The 18,214-nt window shown below is 66.9% G+C and carries 16 protein-coding genes and 2 tRNA genes; 11 read left to right on the forward strand and 7 right to left on the reverse strand.

The annotated features are described in order from the left end of the window. Window positions 1-94 precede the first annotated feature (94 nt). Window positions 95-877 (reverse strand): MHYT domain-containing protein, encoded by a 783-nt coding sequence (locus ACFULV_RS09455; protein ID WP_378626292.1) that lies wholly within the window; start codon window positions 875-877, stop codon window positions 95-97. Window positions 878-1,295: 418 nt separating this feature from the next. Between ACFULV_RS09455 and ACFULV_RS09460 the strand changes: the two genes are divergently transcribed. Next, entirely contained in the window at window positions 1,296-1,499 is a 204-nt protein-coding gene (locus tag ACFULV_RS09460; protein WP_056812000.1) for a cold-shock protein, read from the forward strand. A gap of 72 nt (window positions 1,500-1,571) precedes the next feature. Here ACFULV_RS09460 and ACFULV_RS09465 read toward each other — a convergent pair whose 3' ends face one another. Beyond that, window positions 1,572-2,375, reverse strand: a complete 804-nt coding sequence (locus tag ACFULV_RS09465) for a DNA polymerase beta superfamily protein (RefSeq protein ID WP_378655017.1) — start codon at window positions 2,373-2,375, stop codon at window positions 1,572-1,574. Window positions 2,376-2,510: 135 nt separating this feature from the next. Here ACFULV_RS09465 and serA point away from each other — a divergent pair, with 135 nt between their 5' ends. Both serA and ACFULV_RS09475 read left to right on the forward strand, forming a co-directional pair. After that, complete coding sequence (gene serA, locus ACFULV_RS09470) at window positions 2,511-4,109, forward strand: phosphoglycerate dehydrogenase (RefSeq protein ID WP_378626296.1); 1,599 nt, start codon at window positions 2,511-2,513, stop codon at window positions 4,107-4,109. Window positions 4,110-4,227: 118 nt separating this feature from the next. After that, entirely contained in the window at window positions 4,228-5,235 is a 1,008-nt protein-coding gene (locus ACFULV_RS09475) for a 3-isopropylmalate dehydrogenase (protein WP_378626298.1), read from the forward strand. Window positions 5,236-5,393: 158 nt separating this feature from the next. Here the strand turns inward: ACFULV_RS09475 and ACFULV_RS09480 are convergent, their stop codons facing one another. Next, window positions 5,394-6,569, reverse strand: a complete 1,176-nt coding sequence (locus ACFULV_RS09480; protein WP_378628238.1) for an MFS transporter — start codon at window positions 6,567-6,569, stop codon at window positions 5,394-5,396. A 303-nt stretch (window positions 6,570-6,872) separates the two neighbouring features. Here ACFULV_RS09480 and ACFULV_RS09485 point away from each other — a divergent pair, with 303 nt between their 5' ends. From ACFULV_RS09485 to ACFULV_RS09500, 4 genes are all read left to right on the forward strand, one after another. Next, window positions 6,873-7,646 (forward strand): fumarylacetoacetate hydrolase family protein, encoded by a 774-nt coding sequence (locus ACFULV_RS09485; protein WP_378626299.1) that lies wholly within the window; start codon window positions 6,873-6,875, stop codon window positions 7,644-7,646. Window positions 7,647-7,666: 20 nt separating this feature from the next. Next, window positions 7,667-9,142, forward strand: a complete 1,476-nt coding sequence (gene gltX / locus ACFULV_RS09490; RefSeq protein WP_378626301.1) for a glutamate--tRNA ligase — start codon at window positions 7,667-7,669, stop codon at window positions 9,140-9,142. Between the two features lie 191 nt (window positions 9,143-9,333). After that, window positions 9,334-9,405: transfer RNA gene (locus ACFULV_RS09495), tRNA-Gln, on the forward strand. A gap of 27 nt (window positions 9,406-9,432) precedes the next feature. Continuing rightward, a tRNA-Glu gene (locus ACFULV_RS09500) sits at window positions 9,433-9,505 on the forward strand. A 51-nt stretch (window positions 9,506-9,556) separates the two neighbouring features. On the opposite strand, the gene ACFULV_RS09505 is transcribed toward ACFULV_RS09500, so the two are convergent. Continuing rightward, window positions 9,557-10,258 carry an IclR family transcriptional regulator gene (locus ACFULV_RS09505; protein WP_101466364.1) on the reverse strand — a complete coding sequence of 234 codons (702 nt, stop codon included), beginning with the start codon at window positions 10,256-10,258 and terminating at the stop codon, window positions 9,557-9,559. Between the two features lie 63 nt (window positions 10,259-10,321). On the opposite strand from ACFULV_RS09505, the gene leuC reads away from it, so the two are divergent. The 3 genes from leuC (at window position 10,322) to ACFULV_RS09520 (ending at window position 13,197) form a co-directional block, all read left to right on the forward strand. After that, entirely contained in the window at window positions 10,322-11,746 is a 1,425-nt protein-coding gene (gene leuC, locus ACFULV_RS09510) for a 3-isopropylmalate dehydratase large subunit (protein ID WP_364401667.1), read from the forward strand. A gap of 35 nt (window positions 11,747-11,781) precedes the next feature. Next, entirely contained in the window at window positions 11,782-12,390 is a 609-nt protein-coding gene (gene leuD / locus ACFULV_RS09515; RefSeq protein WP_378626302.1) for a 3-isopropylmalate dehydratase small subunit, read from the forward strand. Between the two features lie 156 nt (window positions 12,391-12,546). Continuing rightward, the gene (locus ACFULV_RS09520) at window positions 12,547-13,197 is read left to right on the forward strand and encodes an HU family DNA-binding protein (protein WP_358105333.1); all 651 of its coding nucleotides are present in this window, start codon (window positions 12,547-12,549) and stop codon (window positions 13,195-13,197) included. 122 nt (window positions 13,198-13,319) lie between these two features. On the opposite strand, the gene ACFULV_RS09525 is transcribed toward ACFULV_RS09520, so the two are convergent. The 3 genes from ACFULV_RS09525 to cofC form a co-directional block, all read right to left on the reverse strand. After that, window positions 13,320-14,240 (reverse strand): NUDIX domain-containing protein, encoded by a 921-nt coding sequence (locus tag ACFULV_RS09525; RefSeq protein ID WP_378655455.1) that lies wholly within the window; start codon window positions 14,238-14,240, stop codon window positions 13,320-13,322. A 23-nt stretch (window positions 14,241-14,263) separates the two neighbouring features. Continuing rightward, complete coding sequence (locus ACFULV_RS09530; RefSeq protein ID WP_378655020.1) at window positions 14,264-16,429, reverse strand: RNA degradosome polyphosphate kinase; 2,166 nt, start codon at window positions 16,427-16,429, stop codon at window positions 14,264-14,266. 72 nt (window positions 16,430-16,501) lie between these two features. Then, window positions 16,502-17,173: a 2-phospho-L-lactate guanylyltransferase gene (cofC, locus tag ACFULV_RS09535; protein WP_378655023.1), complete on the reverse strand. Its 672-nt coding sequence runs from the start codon at window positions 17,171-17,173 to the stop codon at window positions 16,502-16,504. A 31-nt stretch (window positions 17,174-17,204) separates the two neighbouring features. On the opposite strand from cofC, the gene ACFULV_RS09540 reads away from it, so the two are divergent. Next, window positions 17,205-18,200, forward strand: a complete 996-nt coding sequence (locus ACFULV_RS09540) for an NAD(P)H-dependent glycerol-3-phosphate dehydrogenase (RefSeq protein ID WP_378655026.1) — start codon at window positions 17,205-17,207, stop codon at window positions 18,198-18,200. The last annotated feature ends 14 nt before the right edge of the window (window positions 18,201-18,214 follow it).

Genomic DNA, 18,214 nt, shown 5'->3' on the forward strand with positions numbered 1-18,214 from the left:
TAGGCGGCGAGTCCCGTTGCCGCCAGTGAGACGACCGCGCTCAGGATCAGCAGCTGATCGGTGAGGCGGTGCGGCCGGCGGGGTACGACAGGTTTCAGTTCTGGCCGCTGGGCCAGAAGCGGCTTGCGCGTTGACCGTGGACGGGGCGGGTGAGGTTGGGGTCCTCGGCTTCGGTGATGCCGACCTGCATCAGCAGGATCATGGTCACCATGCTGATGCCGATGATCAGGGGTGTGAGCAGCTGGGCCGCGGTGGCGCCGCTGGCATGGGCCACGTGAGCGCTGGTGTGCGCGCTCATCGAGAACATGCCGGTGTAGTGCATGCCGGTGACGGCCACGCCCATCAGCAGGGCCGCGCCCATGGTGGCGACGATGCCGTGGATGTGCAGGGCGAACCACAGCGCCGCGATCGAAGCCACCACCGCGATGGCGAGCGACGCGGCGACCACGACGGGGTCGTAGATGATCTCGGCGTCGGTTTTCATCGCGTACATGCCCGCGTAGTGCATGGCCCCGACGCCGAGCCCGGTGATCGTGCCGCCGACCGGTAATGCGGCGCTGTCCCAGCTGCGGCGCACCACGATGGACAATCCGAGCCACACCACACCCATGGCGACGGCGGCGCTGAACAAGGTGACGGGAACGTTGTAACGGATGGTCACGCCGCGTACCGAAAAACCGAGCATCGCGATGAAATGCATGACCCAGATACCGGTGCCACCGAGTGCGATCGCGGCCGCTGTGAGCCAACCGCCGTGCATGCCGGAAGCGCGCGAGCGAACCATGCAACGCAGCGCCAGCATCGACCCGACGACCGACATGACATAGGCCAGCACGGGGGTCACCCAGCCGTAAGTGAAATGGTTGATATCCAGCACCGTCTACTCCTAGCGTGATTTCTCGGCGAGGCGTGCGATCCCTCACGATCTCGGAAAATACGCTGGTAGAGAATTTGCCGTACTGGGTTTCTCGAAAATGTCTAGGGTTGCTGACGATGACATGTCCCTATAGCGTAGAGCGCTCGATGGTGAAGCGTTCCAGTCGGTTTGGTGTGCGCTCCCAGCTAATCCGGCATCCGCGGAGCAACTACCTCGGCATACGGCGAGCATCCACCCCGAAACCGGGCCGCGTCACGTCCCTGCCAGCGGCTGCTGGCAGGATCTGGGGGTTGCCTTCCTCACAGTTCGCACACTTTGCACTGTGCGATGTGGCCGAATTCGTCGGATCATGGCATGGTGGACACCGAGACCAGGGCCGGACTATTAGGACCTAGCTCATCTACAGAAGGTTTTTGAAATGGCACAGGGTGTTGTTAAGTGGTTCAACGGCGAAAAGGGCTTCGGCTTCATCGCCCAAGACGGAGGCGGCCCGGACGTCTTCGTTCACTACTCCGCGATCGGCGGCTCCGGCTTCAAGTCCCTCGAAGAGGGCCAGCGCGTGGAGTTCGAGGTCGGTCAGGGTCAGAAGGGCCCCCAGGCTCAGGACGTTCGCGCCATCTGATTCTGCGCTGACCAGCGTACGAATGTGAAGCTCCGCACCAGTTGGTGCGGAGTTTCTGCTATCCGGGGGTAGTCACCGCAGCGCCTCGGCGCGGAAGAACTCGCCGGTGACGGCCATCGATGCGGTGAGATCACGTGGCCCGCGGGCGCTGAATTCCGTGGTGGCCCTGTCGAATTCGGCGTCGATGAACGCCGTGATCAGCGCCGGCGGGGCGGCCGAACCCATCTCTCTCGTCTTCGACTTGAGATCGGTCAGTTCGGTGATCGCCGCCACCAGGTCGACCGGCAACTCGCACTCGGCGAGCAGCGTCGGCAGGTGCATCGGCGCCACCGCGGCACCCGGGTGCTCACGCAACCAGCGCAGCGCCATCGCGGGTCGCAGCGCGTAGAACACCTTCTTCAAACCGCCGTTGCGCTCGAACAGCGCCCACTGGCGCGCGCCCAGGTGCAGGTAGTGCCGAGCGATCCGGTCGCGATCGGCCACCTCCCTCGCGACCTCGCGCAGCCGGGTGCGAAACGCCGCGTCGCCGCGGTAGACGATCGGCGACATCAACCATTCGACGAGCACGGCGTTGCCCGCCACCAGCAGGCGCAGCGCCTTCGCCAGATCCCAGCCGTTCACGTCGAGCAGCCCGATCAGCGGCGTTTCGATCACGTCGCGGGTGCGCCAGGGGGACAGGTAGGTCTCCAGGCCGGCCACATAGACGAAACGGCAGTCGTAGTCGGAGTCGGGCGAGGGGAAACCCCAAGCACGGCTGCCACTTTCGATCGCGAGACGGATGGACACACTGTGCTCGGCAGCCACCCGATCGAGCTCTGCGTCGACGGCGGCCACCACGGCCGGGTCCATCGATTCGGGGACGGTGCGCAAGGACATGAGGTGATCGTAGAGCGGCGGGCGCCCAGGGTTCACCCGGTTTTCGGGCAGGGGGGTAAGGGCAGCCGAAGCCCGGGCGACTATCCTGGTCGGCGGTAACTGCCGACCCCCTTTCTTCCCCAGGAGTACCCCACAGTGAGCCAAGCAGGCCGTCCTGTAGTTCTGATCGCCGACAAGCTCGCCCAGTCGACCGTCGACGCACTCGGTGACGGTGTCGAGGTTCGCTGGGTCGACGGACCCGACCGCCCGGCGCTGCTCGCCGCGGTCCCCGAGGCCGACGCACTGCTCGTGCGCTCCGCCACCACCGTCGACGCCGAAGTGCTCGACGCGGGCAAGAAGCTGCAGATCGTCGCCCGTGCCGGCGTCGGCCTCGACAACGTCGACGTGCCCGCCGCCACCGAGCGTGGCGTGATGGTCGTCAACGCGCCGACCTCCAACATCCACACCGCCGCCGAGCACGCCGTCACGCTGCTGCTCTCGGCCGCGCGCCAGATCCCGGCCGCCGACGCGACCCTGCGGGAGAAGACCTGGGCGCGCAGCAAGTTCAACGGCGTCGAGATCTTCGGCAAGACCGTCGGCGTGATCGGCCTCGGCCGCATCGGACAGCTGTTCGCGCAGCGTCTGGCCGCTTTCGAGACCAAGATCGTCGCCTACGACCCCTACACCTCGCCCGCCCGTGCCGCCCAGCTCGGCATCGAGCTGCTGAGCCTGGAGGAGGTGCTCGAGCGCGCCGACTTCATCTCCATCCACCTGCCGAAGACGCCCGAGACCAAGGGCATGCTCAACGCCGAGACCCTCGCCAAGACCAAGCCGGGCGTCATCATCGTCAATGCCGCCCGTGGTGGGCTGATCGACGAGCAGGCGCTCGCCGACGCCATCAAGTCCGGCCACGTGCGTGCCGCCGGCCTGGACGTGTTCGAGACCGAGCCGTGCACCGACTCGCCGCTGTTCGACCTCCCGCAGGTCGTCGTGACGCCGCACCTCGGCGCCTCCACCTCGGAAGCCCAGGACCGCGCGGGCACCGACGTCGCCAAGTCGGTGCTGCTGTCGCTGGCCGGTGAGTTCGTGCCGGGCGCGGTGAACGTCACCGGTGGCGCCGTGAACGACGAGGTCGCCCCCTGGCTGGACGTCGTGCGCAAGCAGGGCGCGCTGCTGGGCGCCATCGCCAGCGAGTTGCCCGTCAGTGTCGAGGTGCAGGTTCGCGGCGAGCTGTCCGCACAGGACGTTGCCGTGCTGGAGCTGTCCGCGCTGCGCGGTGTGTTCTCGGCGCTGGTCGAGGACCAGGTCACCTTCGTCAACGCGCCGGCGCTGGCCAAGGACCGTGGCATCACCGCCACCGTCACCACCGCCTCGGAGAGCCCGACCCACCGCAGCGTTGTCGACCTGCGCGCCGTGTTCGGCGACGGTTCGACCCTGAACGTGGCAGGCACCCTGACCGAGCCCAACCTGGTCGAGAAGATCGTCAACATCAACGGCCGCAACTACGACATGCGCGCCGAGGGCCTGAACCTGGCCGTGCTGAACTACAGCGACAAGCCGGGCGCGCTGGGCAAGATCGGCACCCTGCTGGGCGAGGCCGAGATCGACATCCTGGCCGCGCAGCTGAGCCAGGACGTGGATGCCGAAGGCGCCACCGTGGTGCTGCGTGTCAACGCCGAGGTGTCCGCCGAGGTGCAGACCGCGATCGCCGAGGCCGTCGGCGCGTCCAAGGTCGTCCTCGTAGACCTGGCCTGAGTTGTTCGTCCCGGTACAGCCGGGACATCGGCAGCTGCGCGCCGTCACCTCACGGTGGCGGCGCGCACCTGTATCCCGGCGCGGCACGGTCCGCCCCGACTTCGAACGGAGCTAGTTCATGAAACTCGCAGTAATCGCCGGTGACGGCATCGGTCCCGAGGTCATCGCCGAGGCGCTCAAGGTGCTCGACGTCGTGGTGCCCGGTGTGGACAAGACCGAGTACGACCTGGGCGCCGCGCGCTACCACCGCACCGGGGAGATCCTGCCGGAGTCGGTGCTGCCCGAGCTCAAGCAGCACGACGCGATTCTGCTCGGCGCGATCGGCGATCCGTCGGTGCCCAGCGGCGTGCTCGAGCGTGGACTGCTGCTCAAGACCCGTTTCGCGCTGGATCACCACGTGAACCTGCGTCCGTCGAAGCTGCACGCGGGCGTCACCAGCCCCCTGTCGGGCAACCCGGATATCGACTTCGTGGTCGTGCGCGAGGGCACCGAGGGCCCGTACACCGGCACCGGCGGCGCGATCCGCGTCGGCACTCCGCACGAGGTGGCGACCGAGGTCTCCAACAACACCCGCTTCGGCATCGAGCGCGTGGTGCGCTACGCCTTCGCGACCGCGCAGGCCCGTCGCAAGCACCTCACCCTGGTGCACAAGAACAACGTGCTCGCCTTCGCCGGCTCGCTGTGGCAGCGCACCGTCGACGAGGTCGCGGTCGAGTTCCCCGACGTGACCACGGCGTACCAGCACATCGACGCCGCCACCATCCACATGGTGACCGACCCGGGCCGCTTCGACGTGATCGTCACCGACAACCTGTTCGGCGACATCATCACCGACCTCGCCGCCGCCGTCAGCGGCGGCATCGGTCTGGCCGCCTCGGGCAACATCGACGCCTCGGGTGTGAACCCGTCGATGTTCGAGCCGGTCCACGGCAGCGCCCCCGATATCGCCGGTCAGTCCAAGGCCGATCCGACCGCCGCCATCCTCTCGGTCTCGTTGCTGCTCAACCACCTCGGCAACACCGAAGGCGCGGCGCGCATCGAATCCGCCGTCGCCAAGGACCTGGCCTCGCGCACCGGCACCGCGTCCACCGTGGAGGTCGGCGACCGCATCGCGGCCATCGTCTGATCCCACCGCACGCGAAAAGGCTCGCTCCGGCTGAATGCCGGAGCGAGCCTTTGTCATTGCTGGGTGCTGATCGAATGATGTTCGGCGAGTGGTGGTACCGGTATTCGCTCCTGCCGGAACGCGATTCGCGGGTCGTGCTGAACCAACCGGTCGTACAGCTACTTTCGTGAGTCTCGGGGTACCAAGGGCACCGCCGCCACTGCGGCGAGCGCCGCCAACGCGTACACCACGGGGAAACCGGTCGCCGTGATCACCGCACCGAAAAGTGGTGGGACGGCGGCTATCGCGAGGTTCTGGCCGGTGTTCTGGATGCCGAGGCCTCGACCGCTCCAGAAGGGGCCGGCGATCTCGGCCACGGCGGTGAACGCCAAACCGTTGTCGGACACCGAGATCACCGAAGCCGCGACCATCAACGGGACGGCGGCCCACCACCAGTCGGTCCAGGCGGTGACGGTCAGGGCGGCCATGGCGAGGGCGGCGGCGATGGCCACCTGACGCAGGGGACCCAGGCGGGAGCCGACTCGGTCCGACCAGGCTCCCGCGCCGATTCTGCCCGCGGCGCCGAGGAATTGGGTGGCGGTCATCACGGCGCCCGCCGCGGCCAGTGACCAACCCAGATCGACGTGGAGCCACAGCAGACCGAAGGTCCACAGGGTGGCCTGGGGGACGACCAGCAGGATCGAGACGCCGTGGATGCGCCACAGGGTGGAGTCGCCGCGATAGGGATTGGCGCGGTCGGCAGCCTTCGCGGCCGGTCGCGGTGGGTCGATGATGCCGACCAGGCAGCCGATCGCGGCGACCCCGGCCATCAACGCGGGCACCAGCAGCGCTGCGGGGATGCCGTGGTGCGCGGCCACCCACGGGATGGTGAGCGCGCCGATGCCGACGCCCAGTGGCTGCGCGGTCTGGCGAATACCCATGGCCAGGCCACGCCGGTCCGGCGGGAACCAGCCGACGATCACCCGGCCACTGGCGCCGTTGGAGCTGGCGGCGCCGATACCGCCCACGAACAGCAGCGCACCGAACGCGACCGGGTTGTCCACCACGGCCGCGGCGACGCCCGCCACGAACATCAGCAGGGTCCCCGCCACCAGCACGATGCGTTCGCCGATCCGGTCGACCACGTACCCCCAGGCGATCAGGGTGCAGACCAGACCTACGGTCGGTAATGCCACCAGGGCCCCGGCGGACGCGAGTGAATCGCCACGAGCGGTGAGCGCGGGCAGCAGGAACGGGGTGCCGTGGATGAAGATCGAACTCGAGGTCTGCGCGAAGACACCGAGGGCGAGCATCATCCAGCGTCTGCCGTCACCGATCCGCGTCACTGGGGCCATCGGCCGCGCGTCTGTCACGATTCTCACCTCGCCGGATTGCACGATTGCATCTCATTATCTGAGATTGATGTCTCATTGTTTGAACATCGATGATCACGCTACACCGATGACCCGTGGAATTTCCGCACCGGCGAGGTGTCTGACGGGTCACATCGGCGTGCACGCGAATCTCGCAGGCGGGCAGCGGCTTCGAATCACATCGGTGTGAGCTTGCCCGCACTTGCCCCGGGCGGCTATCGAGCGGCCGGTGTCGCATCACGGGTGCGTTCGGGCAGGTAGCCCCGTCTCGATAGACTCCGGGGCATGCGCTTAGGTCGAGTTGCCAGTCCCGATGGAGTCGCTTTCGTCAGCATCGAGGGCGACGGAAGCGATGCCGTCGCCAAGGAGATCGCCGAACATCCGTTCGGCTCGCCGACGTTCACCGGACGGAGCTGGCCGCTGGCCGATATCCGCCTGCTGGCACCGATCCTGGCGAGCAAAGTGATCTGCATCGGGAAGAACTACGCCGCCCACGCGGCCGAAATGGGCGGTGCGGCGCCGGTGGACCCGGTGATCTTCATCAAGCCGAACACCTCGATCATCGGCCCGAACGCATCGATCATCCTGCCGCCCAGCTCTTCTCAGGTCGACTACGAGGGCGAGCTGGCCGTGGTGATCGGCCGTCCGTGCAAGGACGTGGCCGCTGCCAAGGCGTCCGAGGTGATCCTCGGCTACACCATCGCCAACGACGTCACCGCTCGTGACCAGCAGCGCCACGACGGCCAGTGGACCAGGGCCAAGGGCTACGACACGTTCTGCCCGCTCGGCCCGTGGATCGAAACCGCGCTGGATCCAAGCGATCTGGAGATCGTCACCGAGGTCGACGGCGAGGTCCGTCAGCGCAGCCGCACGTCGCTGTTCCTGCACGATATTCCGAAGATCATCGAATGGATCAGCTCGGTGATGACCCTGCTGCCCGGTGACGTGATCCTCACCGGCACACCGGAAGGCGTCGGTCCGCTACAGGCCGGGCAGAACGTGTCGGTCACCGTCGAGGGCATCGGCACCCTCACCAACCCTGTTGCCACCAAGCGCTGAGACCAGCGGAGAAGAGAGTCATGACTGAAGTACGGGTCCGTTTCTGCCCGTCGCCGACCGGCACGCCGCACGTCGGCCTGGTGCGCACGGCGCTGTTCAACTGGGCGTTCGCGCGCCACCACGGCGGCAAATTCGTGTTCCGCATCGAGGACACCGACGCCGCCCGCGATTCCGAGGATTCCTACCGCGCGCTGCTCGACGCGCTGCGCTGGCTGGGGCTCATCTGGGACGAGGGCCCCGAGGTCGGTGGACCCTACGAGCCCTACCGGCAGTCGCTGCGCCGCGATCAGCATCTGGACGTGGTGCGCCGGTTGCTCGAGGCCGGTGAGGCCTATGAGGCATTCTCGACGCCGGAGGAAGTCGAGGCCCGTCACCGTGCCGTCGGCCGCGACCCGAAACTCGGTTACGACAATTTCGATCGCGATCTCAGCGCCGAGCAGATCGCGGCGTACAAAGCCGAGGGTCGCCCCGCCGTGGTCCGTTTGCGGATGCCCGACGAAGATCTCGGATGGAATGATCTCGTTCGCGGCGAAACCACCTTCAAAGCCGGCACCGTCCCCGATTTCGCCCTCACCCGTGGCAATGGTGACCCGCTCTACACGTTGGTGAATCCGGTCGACGACGCGATGATGCGGATCACCCATGTGTTGCGGGGTGAGGATCTGCTCTCCTCGACACCACGTCAGCTCGCGCTGTATGCCGCGCTGCAGCGTATCGGGGTTGCCGAGTTCACGCCCGAGTTCGGTCATCTGCCGTTCGTGATGGGTCAGGGCAACAAGAAACTGTCCAAGCGCGACCCGGAATCGAATCTGTTTCTGCATCGGGACCGCGGATTCATCCCCGAGGGTTTGCTGAATTACCTCGCCCTGCTCGGCTGGAGCATCGGCGAGGACCGCGATGTGTTCTCCATGCTGGAAATGGTCGCGGCATTCGATATCTCCTCGGTGAATTCGAATCCGGCTCGCTTCGATCAGAAGAAGGCCGACGCTATCAACGCCGAGCAGATTCGCCTTCTCGAGCCGGGCGATTTCGGTCACCGTCTGCGTGAGTTCCTCACCGCGAAGGGCCACATCGGGGCCGAAGTCGACGAGAAGACCTTCCTGGTCGCCGCCGAACTCGTGCAGACCCGCATCGTGGTGCTCGGTGACGCGTGGGACCTGCTGAAGTTCCTCTTCGTCGCTCCCGCGGAGTTCGCGATCGACCAGGCGGCGGGCACCAAGAATCTCGGCGCCGAGGCCGACCCCGTGCTCGACGCCGCGATCGCGGCTGTGGAGCCGCTGGGCGAGTGGACCACCCCGGCACTGGAGGAGGCGCTGAAAAAGGCGCTGATCGACGATCTGGGGCTCAAGCCGCGTAAGGCCTTCGCGCCGGTGCGGGTCGCGGTGACGGGCTCGCACATCAGCCCGCCGCTGTACGAGTCGATGGAATTGCTGGGTCGCGAGGCCTCGCTCGATCGACTGCGTGCCGCCCGTGGTTGGGTCCCTGCCGCGCAGTAGCTGTGGGAGCGGGTGCGGCCCGTGCGTCGCATCCGCTCCAGCAGGGTCGAAAACGGCCGAAAAGCGGCTTCTGACCAGGCGATTTGTAGTTTACCCCCTAGTGTTTGGTAATCTTCTCATCGCCGCGGAACACGGCCTCGCAACACCGACAACCACTCGGTGGGGATTGCAAGGTCGGGCGTTTCGGTCTTTGGGGTATGGTGTAATTGGCAACACAGCTGTTTCTGGTACAGCCATTCTAGGTTCGAGTCCTGGTACCCCAGCAAGGTTTCACTCTGTGAGATCGTCCTGGCCCCGTCGTCTAGCGGCCTAGGACGCCGCCCTCTCAAGGCGGTAGCGCGGGTTCGAATCCCGTCGGGGCTACAAAGCAAAGCAAGGCCCCCGGTCGAATCCGACCGGGGGCCTTCTTCGTTTCTACAATCGCTTGTGCAGTGCCTCGGCGGCCGCGACCAGATCCGCGGCCCAGCGCGCGCCCGGTCTACGGCCCATGCGATCGATCGGCCCCGAGACCGACACGGCGGCCACGATCACCCCGCCCGCATCGCGCACCGGCGCCGACACGCTCGCCACCCCCTGCGCGCGCTCGGCGGCACTCTGCGCCCAGCCGCGCTTGCGCACCTCGGCCAGTGCCCGGTCGCCGAACACCGCGTCGGCCAGGACCGTGCGCTGCAACTCGGGATCGGCCCATGCCAGCAACACCTTCGCCGCCGAACCCGCGGTGAGCGGTAGTCGCGAACCGACCGGCACCGTGTCGCGCAGGCCGACGGGCGGCTCCAGCGCGGCGACGCAGACTCGGGCGTGACCGTCGCGGCAGTAGAGCTGGACGCTCTCGCCGGTGATCTCGCGCAGGCGGGGCAGAATGGCACCGGCGGCCTCCACCAGTGGATCGGCCGCCCCTGCCGACAACTCGGTGAGCGCGGGCCCCGGCCGCCACAATCCGTTGCCGTCACGGGCCAGCAGCCGGTGCGTCTCCAGCCCGACCGCCAGCCGATGCGCGGTGGCGCGTGGCAGGCCGGTGCGGGTGCACAGGTCGTTGAGACCGCAGGGCTCGTCGGCGACGGCGTAGAGCACCGCCACGGCTTTGTCGAGAACACCGATACCGCTATGCTGTCTCATAGAACGATACTAACGTCTCAAATGCTGAGATACCAAGTATGCCCGTCGAAAGGTGATCAAGCTATGGCCGAGCGCGCTCGCACACTGGCCGAGAAGGTGTGGGAACAGCACGTCGTCGTCACTGGCGAAGGCGATGGTTCCTCCCGCGAACCCGACCTGATCTACATCGATCTGCACCTCGTGCACGAGGTGACCAGTCCGCAGGCCTTCGACGGGCTACGCGCGGCGGGCCGTCCGGTGCGCAGAACCGATCTCACCATCGCCACCGAGGACCACAACGTCCCCACCGCCGATATCGACAAGCCGATCGCCGACCCGATCTCGCGCACCCAGGTGGAGACGCTGCGCCGCAACTGCGCCGAATTCGGCGTGCGCCTGCACTCCATGGGCGACGCGGAGCAGGGCATCGTGCACGTGGTCGGTCCGCAGCTGGGTCTCACCCAGCCGGGCATGACCGTCGTCTGCGGCGACAGCCACACCTCCACCCACGGTGCGTTCGGCGCGCTGGCGATGGGCATCGGCACCAGTGAGGTCGAGCACGTGCTCGCCACCCAGACGCTGTCGCTGCGCCCGTTCAAGACGATGGCTATCACCGTCGACGGTGAATTGGCGCCGGGCGTCACGAGCAAGGACCTGATCCTGGCCGTGATCGCCGAGATCGGCACGGGCGGCGGCCAGGGCTATGTGCTGGAGTACCGCGGCGAGGCGATCCGCAAGCTGTCGATGGAAGCGCGGATGACGATCTGCAACATGTCCATCGAAGCGGGCGCACGCGCCGGCATGATCGGCCCCGACGAGGTGACCTACGAATTCCTGAAGGGCCGCCCGCACGCACCGCAGGGAGCCGACTGGGATGCCGCAGTGGCCTCCTGGGACGCGCTGGTCACCGACGAAGGCGCGCAGTTCGACGCCGAGGTCCACATCGACGCGAACACGCTCACCCCGTTCGTCACCTGGGGCACCAATCCCGGCCAGGGCCTGCCGCTGGGCGCGAATGTGCCCGACCCGGCCCAGATCGCCGACGAGAACGAGCGCGAATCCGCCGAGAAGGCCTTGCGCTACATGGACCTGACGCCGGGAATGCCGCTGCGTGAGGTGAGCGTCGACACCGTATTCGTCGGCTCGTGCACCAACGGCCGGATCGAAGATTTGCGCGCGGTGGCCGATGTTTTGAAGGGACGCCAGGTCGCCGAGGGCGTGCGAATGCTGGTTGTGCCTGGCTCTATGCGGGTGCGCGCGCAGGCGGAAAAAGAAGGACTCGGCGAGATTTTCACCGCCGCGGGCGCGGAATGGCGTCAGGCGGGCTGCTCGATGTGCCTGGGTATGAATCCCGATCAGCTCGAACCCGGCCAGCGCTGCGCGTCGACCTCGAACCGCAATTTCGAGGGCAGGCAGGGCAAGGGCGGTCGCACGCACCTGGTCTCGCCGCTGGTCGCGGCCGCCACGGCGGTCCGTGGAACCCTGTCCTCGCCTGCCGATCTGGCCTGAGTCACCGATCACCTACAGATCGAAAGGGAATCGTTATGGAAGCCTTCACCGTTCACAAAGGCATCGGCGTACCGCTGCGCCGGTCCAATGTCGACACCGATCAGATCATCCCCGCCGTTTACCTGAAGCGCGTGACCCGAACGGGTTTCGAGGACGGCTTGTTCGCCGGTTGGCGTGCCGATCCGGAGTTCATTCTCAACACCGAGCCGTACACCCGGGGCAGCGTGCTGGTGGCGGGCCCGGATTTCGGTACCGGTTCTTCGCGTGAGCACGCTGTGTGGGCGCTGTCGGACTACGGCTTTCGGGTGGTCATCTCGTCGCGTTTCGCGGACATCTTCCGTGGAAATGCGGGCAAGGGCGGGCTGTTGGCCGCGCAGATGTCACAGAACGATGTCGAAATGCTCTGGAAGCTGATCGAGGAACAGCCCGGCATCGAATTGGTTGTCGACCTGTCCGCGCGCACCGTCACAGCGGGAACCGTCGTGTTGCCGTTCGATATTGACGACTACACCCGGTGGCGTCTGCTGGAGGGTTTGGACGATGTCGGCCTCACGCTGCGCCGCGCCGACGAGATCAGCGAGTTCGAAAAGGGAAGGCCGTCATGGAAACCCGTGACGCTTCCGGAGCCTATTTCACGGGCGTAATCAGCTGGGGCGCTTAGGGGCGCATCCGGGGCGGCGGTAGCTGGACGTGTGCTAAACCACATGAATTTTGGCGTGGCACATAGACTCTTGCTCAAACTGGGTTTACCGTGGTACCTAGTCGGTCCGACGACGGGCCATTAGTCTGCGGAGGATTCAATGAACAAGGCGGAACTGATCGACGTTCTGACCGAAAAGTTGGGTACGGACAGGCGGACGGCAACCGCGGCTGTCGAGAATGTTGTCGACACCATCGTCCGTGCCGTGCACAAGGGTCAAAGCGTCACCATCACCGGATTCGGTGTGTTCGAACAGCGCAAGCGTGCTCCCCGGGTCGCCCGTAACCCGCGTACCGGTGAAACCGTGAAGGTGAAGGCCACTTCGGTGCCTGCCTTCCGGCCGGGCGCGCAGTTCAAGGCAGTCATCGCGGGTAAGCAGAAGCTGGCCTCGTCCGGGCCTGCCGTCAAGCGGGGCGTGAATGCCCCGGTGGCGGCGAAGAAGGCGGCAGCCAAGAAGACCGCGGCGAAGAAGACCGCGGCCAAGAAGGCCACGCCGTCCAAGGGTCCGGCCAAGACCACGGCCCGTAAGGCCGCCACCAAGGCACCTGCCGCCAAGAAGACCACAGCGGCAAAGAAAGTGACGGCGGCCAAGAAGGCGCCCGCCAAGAAGGTGACGGCGGCCAAGAAGGCTCCTGCCAAGAAGGTGACGGCGGCCAAGACCACGGCCGCCAAGAAGACCACCGCTGCGAAGAAGGCTCCTGCCGCCAAGAAGACTGCTGCTAAGAAGACTGCCGCCCGTCGTGCTCGTTGATCCTGCCGCAGCGGGATCAGGTCGGGGAATGTGTACGTAGGCCGCATCACCCACCACTGGACCGAGAACGGCCCCGGGAATCCCGGGGCCGTTTCGGCTGTTTCCGAGGCGGTCCCGGTGACTCAGGTCGTGACGATTGCCGTCGACAACGAACGGTCCATATGGTCCGCCGCGACCAATCGGTCCGCGACGAACGACAATGCCCAGACGCTGCCCTTGCGATTGCGCGCCGAGGGCAGCGTGAGCCCGCCCTGCTCGGCCAGCCACTGGGTGAGATCGGGAATCACCCCGCCCTGACTACACACGACCGGTACCCCCCGATCTGTTACCAACGACAGAAATCGTTGCCGCGCCGCGCTTTTCGCTGAATCGTAACCTTGCTCGGAAAACATTGGCTCGCAATTGATTTCGGCATCGAGCTGTTCTGCCAACGGGGTCACGGTTTGGATGCAGCGCAGGGGATCGGCGGAATAGATCTCGGATGCGCCGAACGCCAACAGATTCGGCGTCAATCCCTTCGCCTGCTGTTCCCCGGCGGCCTCGAGTGGCCGTAACTCGTCGGGTCCGTCGTAGCGGTTGCGCTTGCCCGCCTTGGCGTGGCGCACCAGCAGCACCGTGTTGGTGCGGGCGGGCAGCCGGGCGAAGATCCGCACGATCTGGCGATCCATCGGATACGACAACTGGTCCATCACCTCGGCCAGCGGGAACCACCGCATCTGGTCGACTTCGTTGTTGACGGCGAAATCACCGTCGGCGGCCTCTGCGGCCCAGTAGTCGACCCGCTTGAGCTGGCGGTGCCCCGGGATCGGGTAGGTGACATGGCCGAGATAGCGCCCCAGCGTGGCCGGCAGACCCGTTTCCTCGGCTACCTCGCGCACGGCCGCGACCACCGGGGTCTCGCCGGGATCGAGCTTGCCCTTCGGCAGCGACCAGTCGCCGTATTTCGGCCGGTGGATCACGCCGATCTCCGGGCCGAGCGCGCCCGCGCGCCACAGGACCGCCCCCGCGGCATGGATATTGGGCCGTACACGTGGGTCACGCAACGACGCGTCCTTGCTCTGTGCGCTCACGGCTGATCGGGGCGACGCCGACGCATGAGGAAGGCCTGGTGATCACGCACCTGGTCGGCCTCGACATCGGTCGGACTGGCCTGCCAGGTGCCGTCCGGCAGCAGGATCCAGCAGCGGGTCGCCGGATCGAGCGCCGAATCGAACACCTGCGCGAGCTGAGCGACGAGTTTGGGATCCTTCACCTGCACCATCACTTCGACGCGGCGGTCGAGATTGCGGTGCATCATGTCGGCGCTGCCGATCCAGGTCTGCTCCTGCGCACCGAATTCCATGACCCGGGAATGTTCCAGGAACCGGCCGAGGATCGACCGCACCTCGATGTTCTCGCTCAGACCCGGCACACCCGCGCGCAAGCCGCAGATGCCGCGCACCACGATCTGCACCGGCACACCCGCCTGGGAAGCCCGGTAGAGCGCGTCGATGATCTGCTCGTCGACGATCGCGTTGGCCTTGATCCGGATCCGGGCGGCCGCACCCTGTCCGGCCAGTTCGATCTCGCGATCGATCCGCTCGATGATGCCCGCGCGCACGCCCAGCGGCGCGACCATCAGGTTGCGGTAGTCCTCCTTGCGGGAGTAGCCGGTCAGCGAATTGAACAGGTCGGTGAGATCGGCGCCGATCTCCGGTGCGGCGGTGAACAACCCCACGTCCTCGTACAGGCGCGCGGTCTTCGGGTTGTAGTTGCCGGTGCCGATGTGGCAGTAGCGCCGGATCGTGGAACCCTCGCGGCGCACTACCAGGCAGGTCTTGCAGTGGGTCTTCAGGCCGACCAGGCCGTAGACCACGTGCACGCCCGCCTGTTCCAGCTCGCGCGCCCATTTGATGTTGGCCTGCTCGTCGAAGCGGGCCTTGATCTCGACCAGCGCGACGACCTGCTTGCCCGCCTCGGCGGCCTCGATCAGGGAATTGATGATGGGGGAGTCACCGGAGGTGCGGTAGAGCGTCTGCTTGATCGCCAGTACCTGCGGGTCGGCCGCGGCCTGTTCGATGAAGCGCTGCACGCTGGTGGAGAAGGAGTCGTAGGGGTGGTGCACCAGCACATCGCCCTCGCGGAGCGCGGCGAAGACGTTGCGCGGGGTCTCGCGCTCGCCGAAGGCCGCCGGAGTGGCCGGAACATACGGCGCGTCCTTGAGTTCGGGGCGGTCGACACCGTAGACCTGCCACAGGCAGGACAGGTCGAGCAGGCCGGGCACCTGGATCACATCGGCGGGGTCGACCTCGAGCTCACGTAACAGCAGCTCCAGCATGTGCTCGGTCATGTCGTCGGAGACCTCAAGGCGCACCGGCTTGCCGAAGCGGCGGCGGGCGAGTTCGCGCTCCATCGCCTGCAGCAGGTCTTCGTCGCGGTCCTCGTCGACCTCGAAGTCGGCGTTGCGGGTGATCCGGAACGAATGCGTCTCCACCACGGTCAGACCGGGGAACAGCAGGTCGAGGTGGGCGGCGATGAGGTCTTCCATCGGCAGGAACGCCGCGATCGCCGACGGCGCGCCGGTGCGGCGCACGCGTACGAAACGGTCGACGTTGTCGGGCACCTTCACGCGGGCGAAGTGCTCGCCGCCGGTGCCGGTATCGCGCACGGTCACGGCCAGATTCAGGCTCAGGCCGGAGATGTAGGGGAACGGGTGCGCCGGGTCGACGGCGAGGGGTGTGAGGACCGGGAACACCTGGTCGGTGAAGTAGTTCGACAGGCGTTGGCGCTCATCGTCGTCGAGGTCGCTCCAGCCGATGATGTCGATGCCCTCCACAGCCAGCGCCGGGTTCACCGCGTCGATGAAGACCTTCGCGTGCCGCTCGGCGAGCTCCTGGGCACGGGCGGTGATCATCTCCAGCTGTTCCGACGGTGAGCGACCATCGGCCGAGCGCACCGACAGGCCGGTCTCGGCACGGCGTTTCAAGCCGGCCACACGCACCATGTAGAACTCGTCGAGGTTCGACGCGAAGATCGCGAGGAATTTGGCTCGCTCCAGCAACGGCAACGAGGCGTCCTCGGCCAGGGCCAGGACACGGGCATTGAAGTCGAGCCAGCTCAACTCGCGGTTGAGGTAGCGATCTCTGGGCAACCTCTGCGTGCTCGCGTCACCGCCCGAGGCGAGGGCGGCCGCAGGTGGCGGGGAAATCGGGGGCAGCTTGATGGTTTCCGTATCGCTCACGAGATCAATCATCCCTCGAGGAACGGGCGCCGCGCATCACGACATTGCACGATTCGTTCCGACCGGTCCGATTGTGGCGATCAGCTAGCACACAGTGCGAACGGGATCACTTCTGTGCGATGAGAATCCGAATTCACGCAGGGTCGATGTGGTGAATTCGCCGACGCCGAGCGCGCGGACGAGATCGAGATCCTCGGGGGTGTCGACATCGCAGCGCAGGCCTGGCCAGTGCCCGAGCAGCGGCACGGCGCCGTCATCGCGGTGGGCGCGCGCGGAATCGGCGCCGAAGCGGGGCGACAGCGGTGCGGTGGTGTCGCGGATCAGCAATGCGGCGGTGCCGGTACCGGTGTGATCGATCACCACCGATCGCGCCCTGACGGCGACGGCGAGCACGTCGGCCAGTTCGGACGGGCGAAGAGCGGGCAGATCCGCCTGCAGCGCGAGCAGCGCGGTGGGGCCGTGGCGATCGCGTACATCGGCGGCGCCCGCCGCGAGCGCGGTGTTGAGCGGGTCGGCACCGGCCGGTGGCTCATCGATCACGTGCGCGCCGAGCTCGTGCGCGCGGGCGGCGACCAGCGGATCGGGAGTGACCACGGTCAGCGACAACAGCTCGGGCACCGCGGTGGCGGCAACGGCGGTGTCGGTGAACATGGCGAGCACGAGCTGGGCCCGCTGCTCGGTGCTCAGCACGTTCGCCAGCCTGCTCTTGGCCCGGCCGATGTGTTTGACCGCCATCACGGCGTGCACGGTGTGCATGGTTCCGATCCTTGCATGGCATATTGGGCTGATGACGAGGGCGGCGGTTATGGGTGCGGGGTCGTGGGGTACGGCGTTCGCGAAGGTGTTGGCCGAGGCGGGGACAGACGTGACGATCTGGGCCAGGCGGCCCGAGGTGGCGCAGGCGCTCGACACCGAGCACCGCAATCCGTTCTACCTGCCCGGCGTGCAGTTGCCGCCGGTGCGGGGGACCGATGACCATCGGGTCGCGCTGGACGGGGCGGATCTGGTGGTGCTGGCGGTGCCGTCGCAATCGTTGCGGGCGAATCTGGATCTGTGGAAGGGCGATATCGGGTCCGACGCCACGCTGTTGAGTCTGGCCAAGGGGATCGAGACCGGCACGCTGCTGCGGATGAGTCAGGTGATCGCGGAGGTCACCGGGGCCGAGCCGGGGCGCATCGCGGTGTTGTCGGGTCCGAATCTGGCGCACGAGATCGTCGAACGTCAGCCCGCGGCGACGGTGATCGCCTGCTCCGACACCGAGCGGGCCGGGGTCGCGCAGCGCGCGTGTGCCACCGGGTACTTCCGGCCGTACACCAATACCGATGTGATCGGCTGCGAGATCGGCGGTGCGTGCAAGAACGTCATCGCGCTCGCCTGCGGCATCGCGTCGGGAATGGGATTGGGCGACAACACGGTGGCCAGCCTGATCACGCGCGGGCTCGCCGAGGTGATCCGGCTCGGGGTGGCGCTGGGCGCGCAGCCGGTGACGCTGGCCGGGCTGGCGGGTGTCGGCGATCTGGTGGCTACCTGTACCTCGCCGCTGTCGCGCAACCGGTCCTTCGGGTACGCCCTCGGTGCGGGCGGCACGATGAGCGCCGCGCAGGAAGCGACCAATGGGCAGGTGGCCGAAGGTGTGAAGTCGTGCACATCGGTGCGGGCGCTGGCCGCCGAGCACGGGGTGGAGATGCCGCTGACCGACGCGGTGCACAGGGTGTGTCATGAGGGGCTATCGGTGAGCGAGGCGGTCGGCAGCCTGCTCGGCAGGCGGATCAAGCCCGAGTAAGGGCGATAGCGCCA

The organism is Nocardia sp. NPDC057272 (genome assembly GCF_042668615.1).
Classification (GTDB): domain Bacteria; phylum Actinomycetota; class Actinomycetes; order Mycobacteriales; family Mycobacteriaceae; genus Nocardia.

Bases quoted from the DNA above. Each gene is read 5' to 3' on its own strand.
- ACFULV_RS09465 (WP_378655017.1), bottom strand. From the start codon at position 2,375: ATGTCCTTGCGCACCGTCCCCGAATCGATGGACCCGGCCGTGGTGGCC.
- leuC (WP_364401667.1), top strand. From the start codon at position 10,322: ATGGCCGAGCGCGCTCGCACACTGGCCGAGAAGGTGTGGGAACAGCAC.
- ACFULV_RS09530 (WP_378655020.1), bottom strand. From the start codon at position 16,429: ATGATTGATCTCGTGAGCGATACGGAAACCATCAAGCTGCCCCCGATT.
- ACFULV_RS09505 (WP_101466364.1), bottom strand. From the start codon at position 10,258: ATGAGACAGCATAGCGGTATCGGTGTTCTCGACAAAGCCGTGGCGGTG.
- cofC (WP_378655023.1), bottom strand. From the start codon at position 17,173: ATGCACACCGTGCACGCCGTGATGGCGGTCAAACACATCGGCCGGGCC.
- ACFULV_RS09475 (WP_378626298.1), top strand. From the start codon at position 4,228: ATGAAACTCGCAGTAATCGCCGGTGACGGCATCGGTCCCGAGGTCATC.
- ACFULV_RS09485 (WP_378626299.1), top strand. From the start codon at position 6,873: ATGCGCTTAGGTCGAGTTGCCAGTCCCGATGGAGTCGCTTTCGTCAGC.
- ACFULV_RS09460 (WP_056812000.1), top strand. From the start codon at position 1,296: ATGGCACAGGGTGTTGTTAAGTGGTTCAACGGCGAAAAGGGCTTCGGC.
- ACFULV_RS09480 (WP_378628238.1), bottom strand. From the start codon at position 6,569: ATGGCCCCAGTGACGCGGATCGGTGACGGCAGACGCTGGATGATGCTC.
- leuD (WP_378626302.1), top strand. From the start codon at position 11,782: ATGGAAGCCTTCACCGTTCACAAAGGCATCGGCGTACCGCTGCGCCGG.
- gltX (WP_378626301.1), top strand. From the start codon at position 7,667: ATGACTGAAGTACGGGTCCGTTTCTGCCCGTCGCCGACCGGCACGCCG.
- ACFULV_RS09520 (WP_358105333.1), top strand. From the start codon at position 12,547: ATGAACAAGGCGGAACTGATCGACGTTCTGACCGAAAAGTTGGGTACG.
- ACFULV_RS09540 (WP_378655026.1), top strand. From the start codon at position 17,205: ATGACGAGGGCGGCGGTTATGGGTGCGGGGTCGTGGGGTACGGCGTTC.